At 68.1% G+C, this 19,726-nt stretch carries 18 protein-coding genes; 6 read left to right on the top strand and 12 right to left on the bottom strand.

Annotated features, from left to right (window positions below; all coding sequences use genetic code 11):
• From F3087_RS46460 to F3087_RS47290, 5 genes are all read right to left on the bottom strand, one after another.
• On the bottom strand, positions 1–289 hold a 289-nt coding region (locus F3087_RS46460; RefSeq protein WP_223884850.1), incomplete at its 3' end, for a hypothetical protein.
• A 176-nt stretch (positions 290–465) separates the two neighbouring features.
• Positions 466–780, bottom strand: coding sequence for a TadE family type IV pilus minor pilin (locus F3087_RS06650; protein ID WP_191093788.1), 315 nt, complete (start codon positions 778–780; stop codon positions 466–468).
• A 53-nt stretch (positions 781–833) separates the two neighbouring features.
• Entirely contained in the window at positions 834–998 is a 165-nt protein-coding gene (locus F3087_RS06645) for a DUF4244 domain-containing protein (RefSeq protein WP_223884849.1), read from the bottom strand.
• A gap of 186 nt (positions 999–1,184) precedes the next feature.
• Positions 1,185–1,808, bottom strand: coding sequence for a type II secretion system F family protein (locus F3087_RS06640; protein WP_150400799.1), 624 nt, complete (start codon positions 1,806–1,808; stop codon positions 1,185–1,187).
• A 564-nt stretch (positions 1,809–2,372) separates the two neighbouring features.
• The gene (locus tag F3087_RS47290) at positions 2,373–2,699 is read right to left on the bottom strand and encodes a type II secretion system F family protein (RefSeq protein ID WP_317983910.1); all 327 of its coding nucleotides are present in this window, start codon (positions 2,697–2,699) and stop codon (positions 2,373–2,375) included.
• Between the two features lie 141 nt (positions 2,700–2,840).
• Here F3087_RS47290 and F3087_RS47285 point away from each other — a divergent pair, with 141 nt between their 5' ends.
• Positions 2,841–3,269: a hypothetical protein gene (locus F3087_RS47285; protein WP_317983909.1), complete on the top strand. Its 429-nt coding sequence runs from the start codon at positions 2,841–2,843 to the stop codon at positions 3,267–3,269.
• Positions 3,270–3,780: 511 nt separating this feature from the next.
• Here F3087_RS47285 and F3087_RS06630 read toward each other — a convergent pair.
• Positions 3,781–4,965, bottom strand: coding sequence for a TadA family conjugal transfer-associated ATPase (locus F3087_RS06630; RefSeq protein ID WP_150400798.1), 1,185 nt, complete (start codon positions 4,963–4,965; stop codon positions 3,781–3,783).
• A gap of 385 nt (positions 4,966–5,350) precedes the next feature.
• On the bottom strand, positions 5,351–6,463 hold the full coding sequence (gene ssd, locus F3087_RS06625; RefSeq protein ID WP_150400797.1) for a septum site-determining protein Ssd: 1,113 nt from the start codon (positions 6,461–6,463) through the stop codon (positions 5,351–5,353).
• Between the two features lie 451 nt (positions 6,464–6,914).
• On the opposite strand from ssd, the gene F3087_RS06620 reads away from it, so the two are divergent.
• Positions 6,915–7,721: an HAD-IB family hydrolase gene (locus tag F3087_RS06620; RefSeq protein ID WP_150400796.1), complete on the top strand. Its 807-nt coding sequence runs from the start codon at positions 6,915–6,917 to the stop codon at positions 7,719–7,721.
• Between the two features lie 503 nt (positions 7,722–8,224).
• On the opposite strand, the gene F3087_RS06615 is transcribed toward F3087_RS06620, so the two are convergent.
• From F3087_RS06615 to F3087_RS06595, 5 genes are all read right to left on the bottom strand, one after another.
• A complete protein-coding gene (locus F3087_RS06615) occupies positions 8,225–8,971 on the bottom strand; it encodes a Fic family protein (RefSeq protein WP_150400795.1) in 747 nt (248 codons plus the stop codon).
• A 207-nt stretch (positions 8,972–9,178) separates the two neighbouring features.
• Entirely contained in the window at positions 9,179–10,885 is a 1,707-nt protein-coding gene (locus F3087_RS06610) for a dipeptide ABC transporter ATP-binding protein (RefSeq protein WP_150400794.1), read from the bottom strand.
• Positions 10,882–11,859, bottom strand: coding sequence for an ABC transporter permease (locus F3087_RS06605; RefSeq protein WP_150400793.1), 978 nt, complete (start codon positions 11,857–11,859; stop codon positions 10,882–10,884). Before F3087_RS06605 ends, F3087_RS06610 begins: the two co-directional genes overlap by 4 nt.
• On the bottom strand, positions 11,852–12,778 hold the full coding sequence (locus F3087_RS06600; RefSeq protein WP_150400792.1) for an ABC transporter permease: 927 nt from the start codon (positions 12,776–12,778) through the stop codon (positions 11,852–11,854). The genes F3087_RS06605 and F3087_RS06600 overlap by 8 nt, the downstream gene beginning before the upstream one ends.
• 62 nt (positions 12,779–12,840) lie before the next feature.
• Positions 12,841–14,430: a peptide ABC transporter substrate-binding protein gene (locus F3087_RS06595; RefSeq protein WP_150400966.1), complete on the bottom strand. Its 1,590-nt coding sequence runs from the start codon at positions 14,428–14,430 to the stop codon at positions 12,841–12,843.
• 412 nt (positions 14,431–14,842) lie between these two features.
• On the opposite strand from F3087_RS06595, the gene acs reads away from it, so the two are divergent.
• From acs to F3087_RS06575, 4 genes are all read left to right on the top strand, one after another.
• Entirely contained in the window at positions 14,843–16,795 is a 1,953-nt protein-coding gene (gene acs / locus F3087_RS06590) for an acetate--CoA ligase (RefSeq protein WP_150400791.1), read from the top strand.
• A gap of 179 nt (positions 16,796–16,974) precedes the next feature.
• Entirely contained in the window at positions 16,975–18,192 is a 1,218-nt protein-coding gene (gene nhaA, locus F3087_RS06585) for a Na+/H+ antiporter NhaA (protein WP_150400965.1), read from the top strand.
• A 39-nt stretch (positions 18,193–18,231) separates the two neighbouring features.
• Complete coding sequence (locus F3087_RS06580; RefSeq protein ID WP_150400790.1) at positions 18,232–18,738, top strand: phage holin family protein; 507 nt, start codon at positions 18,232–18,234, stop codon at positions 18,736–18,738.
• A gap of 46 nt (positions 18,739–18,784) precedes the next feature.
• Positions 18,785–19,720 carry an alpha/beta fold hydrolase gene (locus tag F3087_RS06575; RefSeq protein ID WP_150400789.1) on the top strand — a complete coding sequence of 312 codons (936 nt, stop codon included), beginning with the start codon at positions 18,785–18,787 and terminating at the stop codon, positions 19,718–19,720.
• The last annotated feature ends 6 nt before the right edge of the window (positions 19,721–19,726 follow it).

Below are 19,726 nucleotides of genomic sequence, written 5' to 3'. Positions count from 1 at the left end.
CCGGGGCCGCGGTCGGACCCGAAGTCGGGGCCGGAGCCGCGGTCGGGGCCGGAGCTGCGGTCGGGGCCGGAGCTGCGGTCGGGGCCGGAGTCGGGGCCGCGGTCGGGGCCGGGGTCGGGGCCGCGGTCGGGGCCGCGGTCAGGGCCGGGGTCAGGGCCGGGGTCAGGGCCGGGGTCAGGGCCGGGGTCGGGGCCGCGGTCAGCGGCAGGGGCAGGGGCAGGGGCAGGGGCAGGGGCAGGGGCAGGGGCAGGGGCAGGGGCAGGGGCAGGGGCAGGGGCAGGGGACGCAATCGCCGTGCGCGTCCCTGCCACCCGTGCACTCCCGCCGCGGTTCGGCCGACAGCGCCCCAGCAATCTCCTCACCGTGTCGCCCCCTGGTTCACGGGACGCGACGGCGTCCGCGTGCAAGGTCAGCAGCGGTAGGACCGGCCCGCGCGTGGTGACCCGGGCGATCACGTGATCGCCCTCACGGTGTCGCTCCTGGTTCACGGGATGCGACGGCGTCCGCATGCAGGGTCAGGAGCGGTAGGAGCGGTGCGCGGCTGGTGACCCGGGCGATCACATGACTGCCCTCACTACGCACCGAGATATCCGCGGCCGGAGGCGCCACGCGCCGAGCCGCCGAGATCGCATTCGTTTCGTCGCCGCGCGCGGACAGCCGGGCCGCCTCGCGAGCGGCGTCGACGCAGCGCACCTGCGTCGACGCCGCCAGCAAAGCCCCGATACAGAGCACGACCGCGACCACCAAGGTCGCCAGCGCGATCGCCGCCTCAACCGTCACCGAACCCCGGTCGTCACCGAGACTCGTTGCCCCGCAACGATTTATCAACCCCACTAGACAGCGGTGTTGAGCGCCCGATCGATGATCTTCGTCAGCGCGTTCACAATGCTGTCCCCGGTCACCACTCCGTACAGCACCGCCCCGAACGCCGCCGCCGCGATAGTTCCGATCGCATACTCCGCCGTACTCATCCCCTCGTCCGCAACTACCACATGCATGACTCGCAACCGCACCTCCGTATATACAGCCCTCGATCCGCAGACCACATGACTCGCCATTCGCTCGATCCCCACCTGATTCCCCTCTCACCTCACCCCGCACGGCCGATCCGCACAGGTGTCTTCCGCTGGGCCGGGTACGCCGTGCGCGCACGACTTCGGCCACACCAACTCGCTGAAGGACGTTCACAGGAGTCCGTCGCCGAGGACTCGGCCCGCCAGGCCGATCACTACGGGGACGATGCCGAGGCAGACGAAGGCGGGGAGGAAGCAGAGGCCGAGGGGGCCACCGATCAGCACTCCGGCGCGCTCGGCTCGTGCCGCAGCGGCATCCTCGACCGCTGCCCGGCGCTGTTCGGCCAACTCGCCGACCGCGACCGCCAGCGAGGAGCCTGATCGCGCTGACCGCCGCGCCATCCGCGCCAACGACTCGACCTCCTCGGCGCCCGGTTGCCCGACCCGGTCTTCCGCCGCCCGCTCCCACGCCGTCGCGGCATCCGCGCCGAGCGCGAGCAGATCCGCGGCCCGTCGCAGCGCCTCCCCCAACACGTCCGGCGCGCCAGGCGCTACAGCTCGGGCCGCGCCGGCCATCGGCAGTCCGGCGCGCAGACACGCGGCGAGCAGATCGAACACCGACGCCGAGGCCAGTGGATCGAACTGCCGCTTCGCCAACGGTTTTGCGGTGTGCGTCACCGCTGGCTGCCAAAGCGCCCGCAGCCGACGGCTCACCGCGACGCGGCCGGGCAACAGAACCAGCGCCGCCGCGATCAGCAAGACCGGCAGAACCGGGTAACCCGCGACTCGGTCCACCCTGAACCTCCTCACACATGTCACGACACGAATGTGCTTCGAGCACAGGACCAATCCCGCCGGCCAGGCCGACGACGTCCGTCGTGCGCCACGGTTCCACCGAACTAGCACTGTCCGCGTGGCCGGATGCGGCGCTCGCCAGGCTGCGACCCAGGCCGCATCGACCGCAACGCCACCGGTCACCGTTGGATCGGCCGCATGTACCGCCGGTGAACCCCTCATCCGACGACAGCGACCGAACACAGCCGCGATCCGAATCGGCCGCGATCCTGGCGGCATCGACCGCAACGCCACCGGTCACCGTTGCGCCGACCGTGTGCGCCGCTGGTGAATCCCTCATCCAACGACAGCGACTGAACGCAGCCACGGTCCGGATCGCCCGCGATTTCCAGCACTGCCCTGGTCGAATCCGATTGCTGCACAACGGACTCTTGCAGGTGATGGAGTGTTGGATCGCTGGACGGCCGACGCACCGGCGCCGGGCAGGCACGGCGGTGTGCTCTCGGACTTGGAGCCGGTTCAGCCGATTGGGCGGGCAGACCAGCGGGAGACGACAAAGTTGTTTCATACGAGGACCTTTCGGGTGATGGCGTCGGTCCACAGCAAGCCGGCGCAGGCGAGGGCGGCGCCGAGGGGCAGCAGGATGGTGCCTGCGGGCGAGGCGAACAGCACGTGCAGCGGTGCGGCGCCCATCAGTTGGCCGAGGCCGATGCCGAGCAGCGGGAGCGCCGCCAAGACGCCGGCGGTCGCGCGGGGACCGGCGAGGGCTGCGGTTGTGCGGCCGTGGAAACGGATGCGCCCCGCCAGGTCTGTGCGTGCGGCGGACAGCAGCTCGGCCAGCGCGAGCCCGTGCCGCTCCGCCACCTGCCAGGCGTCAGCGATACGCGACAACTCCGCCGCGACAATAGAATCCGAATGCCGCAGCCCCTCCGCCGCCGAACCACCCAACCGACTCCGTCCAGCGCTCACCGCGAAAGCCTCAGCGGATTCACCGCGCGCCTCACTCGCCGCAACCTCCGCCGCCGCACTCGGATGCGCACCAACCCGCAACTCCCCGATCACCGCCTCCAACGCGTCCAGCAGATAAGCGCATTCGGCATTCCTGCGCCGATCCAGCCGGCCTCGCCGAACTCGAAACCCCACCGTCCCAACCACCATCACCGCAGCAAGAAACGCTCCGACCCCGAACACCACAGCGGCCGCCACCCCACCACCTGCGACAATCCGAAACACCTTGTCCCGCTGCATTTTTTGCGCCACAGCAGGTTCAGCGAACAGCACCTCGAACCGTCGCCGGGACGCAGCGGCCGGCGCCATGAGCACAGCCAATGCGAGACACATCAACCCAGCGATCACCGGCCCGCCTGCCGATCCGTCGTGCTGCACCGCCGTGGCGACGCAGTGTCCGACACCATGGGCAAAGCGAACGCAAGACGAACCGACGGCGCGGTCACCGACTGACCTGCCAATCCATCGTATTGCGTTGTCCACAAGGCGAATCCATCCACAGCTGCGGCGCACAACGCGAACACTCGATGCTGCGGCGACCACACCGGAGCAGTCGACACAGGTTCGAGCCGACGACCGGCCTCGCGTGATTCAACCCAGTCCCAGCGTGCGCGCGGACCTACGCCTGTCGATGTGGCAGTGGTCAGATGACCGTTGCATCGCCGAGTCAGACCAGGTTGAACGAACACCCACGCCCCTGGAATGTGCGTTGGCGCAGCCGACACAAACTCGAACCGACGACCGACCCCGGGTTCTACGGGGCCCCAGTGCGATTGCGCGCGCGAGGCTGCGACCGTCGATGCGGTGATCGTCAGATGACCATCGCATCGCGGGGCCAGGCGACGTTCACCGAGCACTCGAAATCGTGGCCTTCGTATCGGCGCAGCCCACAGGATTTCGAGCCGACGACTGATCCCCCGTGGTTCAACCAGGCCACACAGCGATTTCGTAGTCGGTGCGGGGGTCATCGGGTGAGCCTTTCGTCGAGGAGTTGGGTTAGGTCGTTGGCAGCGGGGGTTGGGGCGGAGGTGTGCCAGGCGGGGGTTATGTGGATGTGGCCGGATTCGGGGCGGTGGACGAGGCCGATTTCGCGGAGGCATCGGGAGCCGTCGGGGCGGCGGTGGACGTGGAGGATTACCTGGACGGCGGCGGCTAGTTGGCTGTGCAGGGCGGCGCGGTCCATTCCGCCTAGGGCGGCAAGGGCTTCCAGGCGGGCGGGGACTTCCTGTGGGGAGTTCGCGTGGACGGTGCCGGCACCGCCGTCGTGGCCGGTGTTCAAGGCGGTCAATAGGTCTACGACTTCCGCGCCCCTGACCTCGCCGACGACGATGCGGTCCGGGCGCATGCGCAGGGCCTGCCGCACCAGGTCGCGGACGGTTACCGCGCCGACTCCTTCGACGTTGGCGGTGCGCGCGACGAGTCGCACCACGTGTGGATGTGGTGGAGCGAGTTCTGCGGCATCCTCCACACACACGATTCGCTCGCTGGGTCCGACTTTGGCCAGCAGGCCGGACAGCAAAGTCGTCTTGCCCGCACCGGTTCCGCCGACCACCAGGAACGCCAGGCGCGCCGCGATGATCCGCTCCAGCAGCCGCTTTGCGTCGGCCGGTACCGCACCCGCTGCCGCCAATGCGTCCAACCCTTGGGTGGCAGGCCGCAGCACGCGCAGGGACAGGCAGGTGCCGCCGTGCGCCACCGGGGCGAGCACGGCATGCAGCCGCACGCCGAACGAATCACCCAGTGCCGCTCCGGTTCCGGACAGCCTGCCGTCCACCCAGGGCTGCGCGTCGTCGAGTCGCCGACCGGCCGAGAGGGCGAGCCGCTGCGCGAGCCTGCGCACCGCCGCCTCGTCCGGGAAGGTGATCGAGGTCTTCTCCAGCCCGTGCCCGCGATCTATCCACACCGCATCCGGCCCGGTCACCAGCACATCGGCGACCCTCGGGTCGTGCAGCAATGGCTCGAGCACCCCGGCCCCGGTCATCTCGGTCTGCAACAACCGCAGCGCCCGCAGCAGATCCGTGTCCCCGAGCACCCCACCCGCCTCGGCCCGGATAGCGGCCGCGACCTGCGCCGGATCCGGATCCCCGGACCCACCGGACAACCGCTCCCGCACCCGATCCAACAACTCCGAGGTCACCAACGCACTCATCGCCGCCCCCACTCCCCTGTCATCCGGCGGACACGACCCACAGGCCCGTCCCCCAGCCGGAATCGATAACCACGCCGCGCCACCACGAGCCGGCTTGTCGTGCAATGCCGGATGCCGCGCCGCCGGACCAGCCCGGCATTCATCGCCGCATCTGATCCGGCGGGGCCGGAGCACTTCCGACGAAGTCGGCGACCGCACCATCGATCGATGACCAATGCGCTCCTGGACATGTCACGCAACCGTCTGACCTGCCGCCGACTCCGCACCACCCCGCTCAGACGGAATCGACCGCACATCGTGCAATGCCCTGTCCCCGAGCGACACTCGACAACCGCACCCCCACAGCCCAGTTCGCCGAGCCGTCGCGGATCCACCTCCCCCGCCCTCATCGCCGCTGTCCAGCCGGCGCACTCAGCACATTGAGCACCGCGTCTGCCGCGTCACGCAATGGCCCGCGGCGGTGCACGGTCAGTCCGCCTCGCTCGAGGCGAGCGGCCAGGCCGGGCTGGGCGCGGACTGCGGCCAACAATGGCAGGTCGAGGACTTCGGCGACCTCGGGACCGCGCAGTCCGCCCGGTGCCGGACCACGGACTATCAAGCCCTGGTTGGGGTTTCGGCGGCCGATGTGGGCGGAGACGGATTCGGCGGCGGCGACCGCGCGGATTCGGGCGGGAACGACCAGGACGACGAGGTCGGCGGAGTCGAGCATTTGGTCGGCGTGCGGGCCGCGTTCGCCGGAAATGTCGCAAACCACCAAATCGCCTGCGGCACGGCCTGCTTCGATGACGGCGCGGACGGCGGCGGGCCCGATCTCGCGTGGCAACCGGCCCGCACCGCAGCGACCACAGGCGAGAACCGCCAGGCCGGGGGCCGCGGTGGGCAGGGCGGAGTGCAGGGCGGCGGCGGAGACTCTGCCGTCTTCGACGACCAGGTCGGGCCAGCGCAGGCCGGTGGTTGATTCGATGCCGAGCAGCAGGTCGAGGCCGCCGCCGAGGGGTGCGCCGTCGACCAGGACGGTGTCGTGACGGAACCCTTCGGCGGCCGATCGCAGCGCAAGTGCGGCGGCCAGCGTGGACGCTCCGGCACCGCCGGCGGCACCGGCGACGGCGACCACGACACCGTCTCCGGTGCGGTGTTCGCCGTACTCAGCAAACATCTCGATAAGTCCCTCGGCACCCCCGGGCAACGCGATGACCCGCTCGGCGCCGACGGCCGCCGCGGCCTGCCAGTCGAGCAGCGCCGGTTCGCCCTCGGTGACCAGGACGATCCCGATCCGGCGTAGATATCCGGCTTCGGCGGCGGCGCGGGCCGTGGTTGTGTCCAGGATCACCAGGGGTGCTCCGGTCCACGCGTGCCTGCCGACGGGCAGTGTGCGTTCGTCGAGGCCGCGTTCGGCCGCGGCGGCGACGCGGCGTACTTCGTCGCGCAGCCGGGGGTCGTGCAGGAACACGAGGGCCGGTGGCGGGCTGCTGTTGTCCGGCGCCACTTCAAGATTCATGCGGCTGAGCGTGGCCGAGTTCGGGCGACGGCAGAAGAGGCGATGCGCCGATTGTGGATAGCTCGGGGGTGTGCAGAACTTTTGGGTGCTGCGCGAGGGGATCCGAACCGTCCCCTGAATAGAGGACGGCCCCAGCCGGGGGGGGAGGAGGCTGGGGCCGTCGGGTTCAGCCCCGGGGGGTCGGGCTGAACGCGCCTGGACTATGTCCAGGTGCCAGCAATACTACACCCAAGCCCCGCCCACAACGCAAGTCTGTCGCGGCAGAACTTTACGGCGATTACGGGCTCCGCGGCTGCGGGGCAAACTCCCCGCTCGCGGTCGCGGATGCGGTTTCGGCGGCCGTCATGATCGACAGCCGCGGCGTCCCCAGTCGGTCCCCAGTTCCGCACCGCGGACACCGGCGCCGCCCGCACGGCCGGAGCGCCGGCGGACGTACGCCTATGCTGGTCGGGTGGACTCACCCACCGCGCACGGACGCGTCGCCGCCTTCTTCGATCTCGACAAGACCGTGATCGCGAAATCGAGCACGTTCGTGTTCAGCAAGCCGTTCTACGCACAGGGCCTGCTGAATCGCCGCGACGTGCTCGAAAGCAGCTACGCCCACTTCTTGTTCATGCTCTCCGGCGCCGACCACGACCAAATGGAGCGGATGCGCGCGCATCTCACGAACATGTGCGCCGGGTGGGACGTGGAGCAGGTGAAAACCATTGTGGCGGAGACGCTTCACGAGCTGGTCGATCCGCTGATCTACGCCGAGGCGGCCGATCTCATTGCCGACCACAAGATCCGGGGCCACGACGTGGTGATCGTGTCGGCCTCGGGCGAGGAGATCGTCGGCCCGATCGCCGAGGTGCTCGGCGCGTCGCACACCGCAGCCACCCGGATGGTCGTCGAGGACGGCAAGTACACCGGCGAGGTCGAGTTCTACTGCTACGGCGAGGGCAAGGTCGCGGCGATCGAAAAGCTCGCCGCCAGTGAGGGTTACGACCTCGCGCGCTGTTACGCGTACTCCGACTCGGTGACCGATCTGCCGCTGCTGAGCGCGGTCGGCCATCCGACGGCGGTCAATCCGGATCGCAACCTGCGCCGCGAGGCCATCGCCAAACATTGGCCGATCCTGACCTTTTCGAATCCGGTGTCGCTGTGGGCCCGGTTCCAGGCGCCCTCGTCCACCACCCTTGCCGCGACCGCGGTGGTCGGCTTGAGCGCGCTGCTGGCCGGCGCTATCAGTTATAGATTGCTGCGCCGGCGCAACTGACCCTTAGCCACGGCGCACGAGGCAGCGACCCCTGCTGCTCGAGCGAGAGCGGGCTGCTTGCCGACGGGTTTGCTGAAGAAGCGCGGAAGAATTCGCGACCAGGCATTGAACCACGAAACGCCGATCGACACGCCGAATATCGAATGTCTTACCACCTCTTGATGTGAGGGCCGTCACAGGGTAGAAAGGTAACTACGGAAGGTCGGAAGGCCAAGGCAGGACCGGAAGAGAAGGTTCAGTCTCCCAACCACCCTTCCCAGCACGGGCACCAGGCACCCACGCGGAGCGCGCCGCGACAAGGGCAGAAGCGTTGTGGGCCTGCGAAATCCGGGTCTTCGTCGGCGAGGGCCTCGCACAGGTTGCGGGGATGAACCGTCGGAGTTCGGACTATCGCCGAGGCCGCAAGAACACAACCCACCCAGCACGCTTGGTAACCGGGTAGTCCGTGCTACGCGGGCGGCGAGGTCGACAACGACAACGCCGCCCGTTTTGATGTCCGGGCCCTATCCCGACGCCGAATCGGCGATCGACGCGGCCTCCCGCGCACCGTCCTCCAGCGCCCCGCAGCACAGCATCACCCAGCTGCCGACCGCGTCCACCGCACCACTGCCGAAGCCCGCCGCGGCCTCCAGATACGCCTGCCGACGCCGCAGCCAGAAAACCTCCGGCACGCCCAGACTGTGCGGATCCAGCCCGCTCGACACGGCCACCAGCCGCGACGCCGCCCGAGCCACCACGCCGTCGGCGGTCCCGAACGGCCGCAACGCGAGCAGCTCCCCGTGCACCACCGCCGCGATCACCGGCGCGGGCGCACTCGACCCGAGCACCGCCTGCACCAGCAGATCCAGGCGCTGCGCCACCCCGGCATCCGCGCGCGGCCGGCCGAGCGCCTCCTCGTCGGTCACCAGATCGGCGGCGGCGAGCAGATGCAGCCGGGCCAGCGCCTGCAACGGCGCCCGCTGCCAGGTGCCCACCAGATTGCGCAGGGCGTCGCCGTCGAGGGCCTGGCCGACCCGCAACGACCCGGCCAGGATCGGATCGCCGACCTGACCGTCGGCGGGCAGCTCGGTACTGCCGCCGTCGATGGCGGCGGAGGATCGGGCCGCCCGCACCGCGGCCTCCGCGGCCGTGGTCGGCCAGCCACGCCGATTCGCCTTGTGCCGGTGTACCTCGGCGAGCGCGTCGCGGGCACGGTCGGCGGCGGCGCGGACGCCGGGCAGATCGATGAGGGGCTGTAGCGGATCGGTCACGATTCACGAGGCTACTTGCGCCCACCCGGACGCCCGACCCAGCCCCGCCCTGCTCCACGGCCCGGCAGACCGCCGCGCTGCCAGGCCGCCGGATCGCGGCGCAGCGAGACACCCCGGAATGCGAAAGAAGCGGCCACCCCGACCCAGCCGGGTCAGGATGGCCGCCTCGCTCTTCGGCCTGCCGACAATCGCGGCAGGCCGACTTCCTCAGCTCACCAACAGATCTCGGCCGGGAATGGCATCCAGCAGCCGGCGCGTGTACTCCTCGCGCGGGCTGTCGAAGACCTGCTCGGTCGAGGCCGCCTCGACCACCTTGCCGGTCTGCATGACCAGCACGTCGTCCGCGATCTGCCGGACCACGGCCAGGTCGTGCGTGATGAACACGTACGACAGGCCGAGCTCGGCCTGCAGATCGTTCAACAGCCGCAGGATCTGCGCCTGCACCAGCACGTCGAGCGCGGACACCGCCTCGTCGCAGACCACGACCTCGGGCGAGAGCGCGAGGGCGCGGGCCACGGCGACGCGCTGACGCTGACCGCCGGACAGCTCGTTCGGATACCGCCGCATCACGGTGGACGGCAGCGACACCTTGTCCAGCAGCTCACGAACCGTGGTCTCGCGCTCCTTCGCGGTACCGATGTTGTGCGTGCGCAACGGCTCTTCGATGGTGCGGTAGATCGAGTACATCGGGTCCAGCGAGCCGTACGGATCCTGGAAGATCGGCTGCACCCGGCGCCGGAACGCGAAGGCGCTCTTGCGATCCAGCTTGGCCACTTCCTGGCCGTCGAACACGACCTTGCCCGAGGTCGGCTCGAGCAGGCCCAGGATCATCTGTGCGACAGTCGATTTACCCGAACCCGATTCGCCGACGATGGCGGTCGTGGTGCCACGCCGCAGCCGGAACGAAACATCCTGCACCGCAACGAAGTCCGTCGATTTCCAGGGCGCGCTGCCGCGGATCTTGAAGGTCTTGGTCAGGTTGTCGACCACCACGACGTCGTCCGGGACGTTGGTCAGCTCGGTGTCGGCGGCCGCGATCTGCTCGGCCACCTGCACCGCCTGCTCGCGAATCTCGATGCGCTGCTTCACCGAAGACAGCCGCTGCGAGGCGAGCGAGGGCGCGGAGTTCACCAGCCGCTTGGTGTACAGGTGCTGCGGTTCGCGCAGAATCTGCAGTGCCGGACCGGATTCCACCACCCGGCCGCGGTACATCACCACCAGATGCTCCGCGCGCTCGGCGGCGAGGCCGAGGTCGTGGGTGATCAGCAGCACCGCGGTGCCGAGCTCGTTGGTCAGGCCCTCGAGGTGGTCGAGGATCTGCCGCTGCACGGTGACGTCCAGCGCCGAGGTCGGCTCGTCCGCGATCAGCAGCTTGGGGCGGCAAGCCAAGCCGATGGCGATGAGCGCACGCTGGCGCATACCGCCGGAGAACTCGTGCGGGTACTGGTTCACCCGCCGCTCGCCGTCGGACATGCCCGCCTCGTGCAGCAGCTCGATAGCGCGTTCCTTGGCCGCCTTGCCCTTGGCGATCCCGTTGGCCTCCAACGTCTCCCGGATCTGGAAGCCGATCTTCCACACCGGGTTCAGGTTGGACATCGGGTCCTGCGGCACCAGCCCGATCCCGCTGCCGCGCACCGCGACGACGTCCTTCTTGGACGCCTTCGCCAGGTCCTTGCCGTCGAACATGATGCTGCCGGAGGTGACCTGACCGGTGCCGGGCAGCAGATCGATGATCGCGTGCGCCGTGGTGGACTTACCCGAGCCGGATTCGCCGACGATCGCGACGGTCTGGCCCGGATACACCGACAGGTTCACATCGCGGACCGCGGGGATCTTCTTGCCCTCGGAGGTGAAACAGACGTTGAGATCCTTGATTTCGAGCAGTGGCGACTGTGCGCTGCGGAATTCACTCACCGCTTCCTCGCCTTCGGGTCGAGGGCGTCGCGCACCGCGTCGCCCAGCATGATGAAGCTCAGCACGGTGAGCGCCAAGGCCGTCGCGGGGTAGAACAGGATCGCGGAGGTGCGAATCTCCTTCTGCCCCGAGGCGATATCGGCGCCCCAGGAGACGATCGTGCGCGGCAGTCCGACGCCGAGGTAGGACAACGTGGCCTCGGTGACGATGAAGACGCCGAGCCAGATCGTGGTGACCACGATCAGCGGGCCCGCCGCGTTCGGCAGCACATGGCGGATCAGCGTGCGTATTCGGGATACGCCCAATGCCTTTGCCGCCGTGACGTAATCGCTGTTCTTCGACTGGATCACCGCACTGCGCGCGATCCGGGCGGCCTGCGGCCAGGTGAACCCGGCCAGGATGACGATCACGGTCCAGATGGTCCGCGAATCGAGCAGCTGCATGATCACGATCGCGGCCAGCATCAGCGGGATCGCGTAGAAGATCTCGGCGACCCGGGACACGAGCGAGTCGAAGAACCCGCCGTAGAAGCCGGCCAGCGCGCCGAGCACGCCGCCGATCAGCACGAAGCAGATGGTGGAGCCGATCCCGGCCATGACCGAAGCCCGTGCGCCGTAGACGGTCCGGGCGTAGATGTCGCAGCCCTGCTTGTCGAAGCCGAACGGATGCCCGCCGCCGCGCGGATTCATGCTGAAGTCGCCGTTGCAGTACCGCGGATCCTGGCTGGTGAACAGCCCGGGCCAGATGACGACGACGAGCACGAACAGGATCATCAGCGCCGCGATGATGAAGATCGGATTGCGCCGCAGCTGCCGCCACGCGTCGTACCAGATGCTGGTCGGCGAGCCCTGATCGACGACCATGTCGGTGGCGAGCACCTCGACCTCGTCGGGCGGGGCGACGAAGTAGGTCTGCCTACCGCGGGCCGCGCTCTCGGCGAGGTCGATTCCTTTTCCTTTTTCGAGGTCAGGCATAGCGGATCCTCGGGTCGAGGGCGGCGTAGAGGAGGTCGACGATCAGGTTCGAGACCAGGAAGATGATGATCAGCACGGTCACGAACGAAACGACGGTCGGTGGTTCACCTCGGGTGATCGCCTGGTACAGCGTGCCGCCGACACCGGGGATGTTGAAGATGCCCTCGGTGACGATCGCGCCACCCATCAGCGCGCCGAGATCGGCGCCGAGGAAGGTGATCACCGGGATCATCGAGTTGCGCAGGATGTGCACGGTCACCACCCGGCGCCGGCTCAGGCCCTTCGCGGTCGCGGTGCGCACGTAGTCGGCGGACATGTTCTCCGCCACCGAGTTCCGGGTCAGTCGAAGCACATAGGCGAACGACAAGGACCCGAGTACGAACGCGGGCACCAGCAACTCGCTGAAACTCGCTTTACCGGTGACGGTCACCGGCGCGATCCCCCACTTCACCCCGAGCAGGAACTGCGCGAGGAAGCCGACCACGAAGATCGGGACGGCGATCACGATGAGGCTGATGACCAGCATCGTCGAGTCGAACAGCTTGCCCTTGCGCAGGCCGGCGATCAGGCCGAACACGATGCCGAAGACGGCCTCGATGAACACCGCCATGAACGCGAGCTTGATGGTGATCGGGAAGGCGCGAGCCAACTCCGCGCGCACCGGCCTGCCGGAGAAGGCGGTGCCGAAGTCGAACGTGACGATGCCCTTCAGATACAGCAGATACTGCATGATGAAGGGCTGGTCGAGGTGGTACCGCGCGCGGAGTTGGGCCTCCACCGCGGGGGTCATCGGTTTGTCGCCGGCGAGGGCGTGGATCGGGTCGCCGGGGACGAGGAATACCAAGGCATAGATGAGCAACGTCGCCCCGAGGAACACGGGGATCATTTGAAGCAGACGCCGCACGATATACCAGGCCATTTACGCCTCCTGGGTTCAGTGACGAGCCGCGCTGCCCGAGGGCGGCGCGGCTCGATCAGCGGCTACTTCTCGATGTTTTCGAAGTCGAACAGGCCGTTCCAGGCGAGACCGGCGGACTTCACCTTGTCCGACCGACCGGCCGAGGCGATGTAGTCGAGCACCGGGATGTCGGCCATCTGCTGCAGCATCATGGTCTGCGCCTGCGCGACGATCTTGTAGGACTCCTCCTGCGACGGCGCGGCGAGCGCGGCATCGAGCAACTTGTCGAACTCCGGCACCTTCCAGTCGACGTTGTTGGTATCGGAGTAGCTGTAGTACTGCGAGGTGAGGAACTGCAGCATGGTCGGGTAGTCGCCCTGCCAGCCGTAGCGGAACGCCTTGCCGATGGTCTTGGCGTTCACCTCGTCACGGATGTTCTTGAACGTCGGATACGGGAAACCGATCGACTCGATGCCGAGAGTGTTCTTGATGCTGTTCGCCACGGCTTCGATCCAGGCCTGGTGGCCGCCGTCGGAGTTGTAGGCGATCTCGTACCGACCCGACCACGGGGAGATGGCGTTGGCCTGGGCCCACAGCTTCTTCGCCTCGTCCGGGTTGTACTTCAGGAACTCCGAGCCGGGCAGGTTGCCGTTGAAGCCGGGCAGCGAGGCCGAGGTGAAGTCACGCGCGGGCAGCCGGGTGCCGTGGAAGATGTTCTGGCAGATCTGTTCCCGGTTGATCGCCATCGAGAGCGCCTTGCGCCGCAGCACGCCTTCCTCGCCGGAGAAGTGCGGGACGTTGGTCTGGATGCCGATGTGCTGGTTCTGCGCGGTCGGCTTGGTGATCGCGCGGTCGCCGAGATCCTTCTCGTAGGAGGTGATCGCGCTGTCCGGGATGGTGTCGAGAGTGTCCAGGTTGCCCGCGATCAGATCGGCGTAAGCCGTGTCGTAGGACTGGTACATCACGAAGCGCAGGCCCTTGTTCTTCGGCGCGCGGCCACCCTTGTAATCCGGGTTGGCGACCAGGTCGATCTGCACGTTGTGCTGCCAGGCGCCGTTCTTGGCGAACTTGTACGGGCCGTTGCCGATCGGGTTCTCGCCGAAGGCCTTCATGTCCTTGTAGGCGGCCTCGGGCAGCGGGTAGAACGGCGCGTAGCCGAGCTCGGTCTCGAAGTCGATCGACGGAGACTTGAGCGCGACGGTGAAGGTCTTGTCGTCGATCACCTTCAGGCCCGACATCGTCTGTGCGGTGGGCTTTTCCGCCGACACCTCGTCGAACCCGACGATCGGGGTGAACGCGTAGCTCTGCAACTGAGCATTGGTACCGAGGGCGCCGTAGTTCCATGCGTCGACGAACGACTTCGCGGTCACCGCCGTGCCGTCGGAGAACTTCCAGTCCGGCTTGATGGTGATCTTGTAGTTCTTCCGGTCCGTCGTCTCGATCTTCTGCGCCAGCTCGTCGTGCGCGACACCGTTGCCGTCGTAATACTTCAGGCCGGCGAACAACCGGTCGACGACACGCCCGCCCATGTTCTCGTTGGTATTGGTGGGCACCAACGGGTTCTGCGGCTCACCACCGTTCGTGGTGACGATGCTCGCGTCGGCACTGTCGTCCGACGAGCATGCGGACAGTCCGAGGCTCGTAGCCAGCAGTGCTGCCGCAGTCAGCGCCATTGCTCTGTTGAATCTCAACGCGTTCTCCCGATTTCGAGAAGGGCGGAATCCTTGGCACGCGCATGAGGTCACCAGGCGCATGCCGGCACAATCCGCCTTGGGTGCCTCGCAGATTATCCACAAGAACCGGGCTTGTCATCGGATTGACAAAGGTTCGTTCCACTTGTTACCAATCCGGCAACATGCCCGAAACACGAAAAACATCGCGCAAATATGACCTAACGGCCGGAACATTGCCTCTGTAGAGACCGTCCGGTGTCTCCGGGGCCGACCCTCCGTTGCGGATTACGCGACGGCGTGTCGAGACCGAAACCCGGTGAACAGACCGGACGCGGCGTAGGTCACAGTTGATTACTGTCGAACGTGCTGCGTTTGATTCGTGCGCTCAGGCTACGTGGAAAGAAGAAACGAGATGACCGAAACCGCCGACCACAGGGACTCGTACACGCCGAGCGCGGAGTTCGCCGCGGCGGCCAACGCCGGTGCCGCTCTGTACGAGCAGGCGTCGGCCGATCGCGACGCGTTCTGGGCCGATCAGGCGAGTCGGTTGCACTGGCATCAGCCCTGGACCCAGGTGCTGGACTGGAGCGACGCACCGGTGGCGAAGTGGTTCACCGGCGGCAAGCTCAATGTCGCCTACAACTGCGTCGACCGGCACGTGCTCGACGGGCACGGCGACCAGGTCGCCATCCACTGGGAGGGTGAGCCGGGCGATTCGCGCGCGATCACCTACCGCGAGCTGCTGGCCGAAGTCAGCCGCGCCGCGAACTACTTCACCGAGCTCGGGCTCGAAGCGGGCGACCGGGTCGCCATCTACATGCCGATGGTGCCCGAGGCCATCGTGTCGATGCTCGCCTGCGCGCGCCTCGGCCTCACCCACTCGGTGGTGTTCGCCGGCTTCTCCCCCACCGCGCTGCGCCAGCGGGTCGACGACGCGAGCGCGCGGCTGATCATCACCACCGACGGGCAGTGGCGGCGCGGCAAGTCCGCCCCGCTCAAGGAGGCGGTGGACGAGGCACTGTTCGCGAACGGCGATGTCCCGCATTCCGTCGAGCACGTACTCGTGGTGCGCCGCACCGAGATCGAGGTGCCGTGGACCGACGGCCGCGACCTGTGGTGGCACGACACCGTCGCGCAGGCTTCGCCGGAACACGAGGCGCAGGCCTTCGATGCCGAGCATCCGCTGTTCATTCTCTACACCTCCGGCACCACCGGAAAGCCCAAGGGCATCCTGCACACCACCGGCGGCTACCTGACCCAAACCTCCTACACCCACCACAACGTCTTCGATCACAAAGCGGGACAAGACGTTTACTGGTGCACCGCCGACATCGGCTGGGTCACCGGGCACAGCTACATCGTCTACGGGCCGCTCGCCAACCGCACCACGCAGGTGGTCTACGAGGGCACGCCCAACTCACCCGACGAGCACCGGCACTTCCAGATCATCGAAAAGTACAGCGTCAGCATCTATTACACGGCTCCGACGCTGGTGCGCACGTTCATGAAGTGGGGCCGCGAGATCCCCGACGCCCACGACCTGTCCTCGCTCCGCCTGCTCGGCAGCGTCGGCGAGCCGATCAACCCCGAAGCCTGGCGCTGGTACCGGGAGGTCATCGGCGGGGACCGCGCGCCGATCGTGGACACCTGGTGGCAGACCGAGACCGGCGCCATCATGATCTCCCCGCTGCCCGGCGTCACGGCGACCAAGCCCGGTGCCGCGATGGCACCGCTGCCCGGCATCTCGGCGCTGGTCGTCGACGAAGAGGGCAAGCCGGTGCAGCGCGGCGAGACCGAGGCCAACGGCTACCTGGTGCTCGACCAGCCGTGGCCGTCGATGCTGCGCGGCATCTGGGGCGACATGGAGCGCTACCGGGCCACCTACTGGGAGCGCTACGCCGAGCAGGGCTGGTACTTCGCCGGCGACGGCGCGAAGCTCGACGCCGACGGCGACCTCTGGGTGCTCGGCCGGGTGGACGACGTGATGAACGTGTCCGGCCACCGGATCTCCACCGCCGAGGTGGAGTCGGCGCTGGTCGGGCATTCCGGCGTCGCGGAGGCCGCGGTGGTCGGGGCCAGCGACGAGACCACCGGCCAGGGCATCGTCGCGTTCGTCATCCTGACCGCGGAGACCGAGGACACCGGCACGGCGCTGGTCGCCGAGCTGAAGGCCGAGGTGTCGCGCGCGATCAGCCCGATCGCGCGGCCGCGGGAGATCCACGTGGTGCCCGAGCTGCCCAAGACCCGCAGCGGCAAGATCATGCGGCGACTGCTGCGCGACGTGGCCGAGGGCCGGGAACTCGGCGACACCTCGACGCTGGTCGACCCCAACGTCTTCGAGGCGATCCGGGCGACGAAGGCGTAACCCGAACCGATAGACAGCGCATGGTAGGACCGGTGGCGTAATTCGTCACCGGCCCTACCCGTTAGGATTGCGTAAGGTGTGCCGGGAAGTCTGGTCGGCATGCGGTCGCGTACCTGACAGCCGAATCGGTGGATGGCGTGGTCGCAGCGTTGACCGACCCTGCCGAAAGGTTCCCCGTGATCACGCAAGTGCGCTCGGAACTGTCCCGCTATCTCCGCACCGAAACCGTCGGCGGCGCAATCCTGCTCGTCGCGGCCGCCGCGGCGTTGCTGTGGGTGAACTCGCCCTGGGGCGACAGCTACCTGACCATGACCCAGACGACGCTCGCCATCCCGTCGCTGCACCTGGATCTCACCCTGGCCGAATGGACCGCCGACGGCCTGCTCGCCATCTTCTTCTTCGTCGCCGGACTGGAACTCAAACGCGAACTCGTGGTCGGCGAACTCGCCGACCCGAAACGCGCCGCGCTGCCGATCGTCGCCGCGGTCGGCGGCGTGGTCACCCCGGCGTTGATCGCCCTGGTGGTCGGCCTCGGCGTGCCGGGGATGGATCGCGGGTGGGCCATTCCGGTCGCCACCGATATCGCGTTCGCGCTGGCCGTGCTGGCCATGACCGGCTCGCGCATCCCGGCGAGCGCGCGGGTGTTCCTGCTCAGCCTCGCCGTGGTCGACGATCTGCTGGCCATCATTCTGATCGCCATTCTCTTCACCACGACGCTGGCGCTGCTGTGGCTGCTCGCTGCCGCGGCCTGCTTCGCGGCGTGGGCGCTGGCCCAGCACAAAAGGATCAGCACACCGTGGCTTTATCTTCCGCTGGCGCTGGTGGCCTGGTACGCGCTGCACGAGGCGGGCATCCATCCGACGCTGGCCGGCGTGGCGCTCGGCTTGCTCACCCGGGTGCGGACCGACCCCGGTGAGGACGAGGCGCCGGCCACCCGCTTGGAGCACCTGATCCAGCCGATCTCGGCCGGACTGTGCGTGCCGCTGTTCGCGTTGTTCGCCTCCGGAGTTCCGTTGGACGGCAAGGTGTTCGGCGAGCTGTTCAGCGACAGGCTGGCGCTGGCCGTCATTCTCGGGTTACTGCTGGGCAAGACCGCCGGAATCTTCGGGATCAGCTGGCTCGCAATCCGGTTCGGTGTGGCCAAGCGCCCGGCCGGACTGGGCTATCGGGACATGTTCGCCCTGTCGGTGCTCGGCGCGATCGGGTTCACCGTTAGCCTTCTGGTGGCAGAACTCGCGCTGGCCGACGTCGACGACGGCTCCGCGGTCGAATTGGCGAAGGCCGCTGTGTTGGTCACATCAATGGCGGCGTCGCTCGCCGGTTCGGCGCTACTGTTGCGGCGTGGGCGTGTCCACCAGGCGCGGCGGGACGCTCGTGCGCTACAACGAGAAGAGTGAGGCGGAAGCAGTGCCTGGACAGGGAGAAGGGTCTACCAAGTGAGTTTCACAAACGGCGGTAACGGGAACGACGCACAGCGCGGTCGTACGGTGACCTCCATTCCCTTGTCCGACGCCAATCCCAGCGGTAGCGCCAGCTTCGGCACGCTGGTGCGCGACGCCACCGAGCAGATGTCCACGCTGGTCCGCGCGGAGGTCGCGCTGGCCAAGGCCGAGGTCACCGGCGAGATCAAGAAGGGGCTGCAGGGCAGCGTCTACTTCATCCTCGCGCTGACCGTGCTGCTGTTCAGCACGTTCTTCTTTTTCTTCTTCCTCGGCGAACTGCTCGACGTGTGGCTGGCCCGCTGGGCCGCGTTCCTGATCGTGTTCCTGCTGATGGTCGTCACCACCGCGTTGCTCGCCTTGCTCGGCTATCTGCGGGTGAAGAAGCTGCGCGCACCGGAGAAGACGATCGACTCGCTCAAGCAGGCCCGCTCGGTGCTGCCGCACGGACTCGGCGCCGCCGCCCACGACGAGCCCCGCTCGCTGGAAAAACCCGCTTCGTAACCGCTCGCTCGCGCGCGGATACCCCGAACTACTAGGCTGCATCGGCGTGTCGTCGCACCATATTCCGGATCCGTCCAGCGTCCGTTTCGACGGCCCCTGGGCGCATCGGGACGTTCATGCCAACGGCATCCGATTCCACGTCGTCGATGCCGCGCCCGAGCGCACCGACGCCCCGCTGGTCGTGCTGTTGCACGGCTTCGCCGACTTCTGGTGGTCCTGGCGGCATCAGCTGACCGGGCTCGCCGACCTCGGCTACCGCGCGGTGGCGGTCGACCTGCGCGGGTACGGCGACAGCGACAAACCGCCGCGCGGCTACGACGGCTGGACCCTGGCCGGCGATATCGCCGGGCTCATCCGCGCGCTCGGCTACACCGACGCGACCCTGGTCGGGCATGCCGACGGCGGCCTGGTCTGCTGGGCGACCGCGGTGCTGCATCCGCGGCTGGTCCGGTCCATCGCGGTGGTCAGCTCACCGCATCCGGCGGCGCTCAAGAGCGCGGTGCTGCGCAACCGCAGGCAGCGCGCGACCTGGCTGCCCAACTTCCTGCGCTACCAGTTGCCCCGCTACGGCGAACGACTGCTGACCACCGGCGACGGGTTCGAGGTCGAACGGATGCTGCGCCAGCGGGTCAGCGGAACCTGGTCCGGCACCACCGAATTCGTGGACACCGCGCGGCGGATGCGCTCGGCCATCCAGATTCCCGGTGCGGCGCACTGTGCGCTGGAGTATCAGCGCTGGGCCTTCCGCAGCCAGTGGCGTCCGGATGGCCGCCGCTTCATGGCGACCATGCGTGAACCGATCCGGATCCCGGTGCTGGCCATGCGCGGCGACCTGGACCCCTACGTGCTCACCAGCACGTTCCGTCGCGGGCAACATCTTTCACCGGATCGCCGCCTCGCCACCATCCCGGCCGCAGGGCATTACGCCCATCAGGAGAACCCGGACATGGTGACCGCCGAGCTGGCGAAGCTGCTCGCCTAGAACGAC

Source organism: Nocardia colli (assembly GCF_008704205.1).
In the GTDB taxonomy this organism is placed as follows: Bacteria; Actinomycetota; Actinomycetes; order Mycobacteriales; family Mycobacteriaceae; genus Nocardia; species Nocardia colli.
This window is presented reverse-complemented; position numbering and strand designations above follow the sequence as displayed.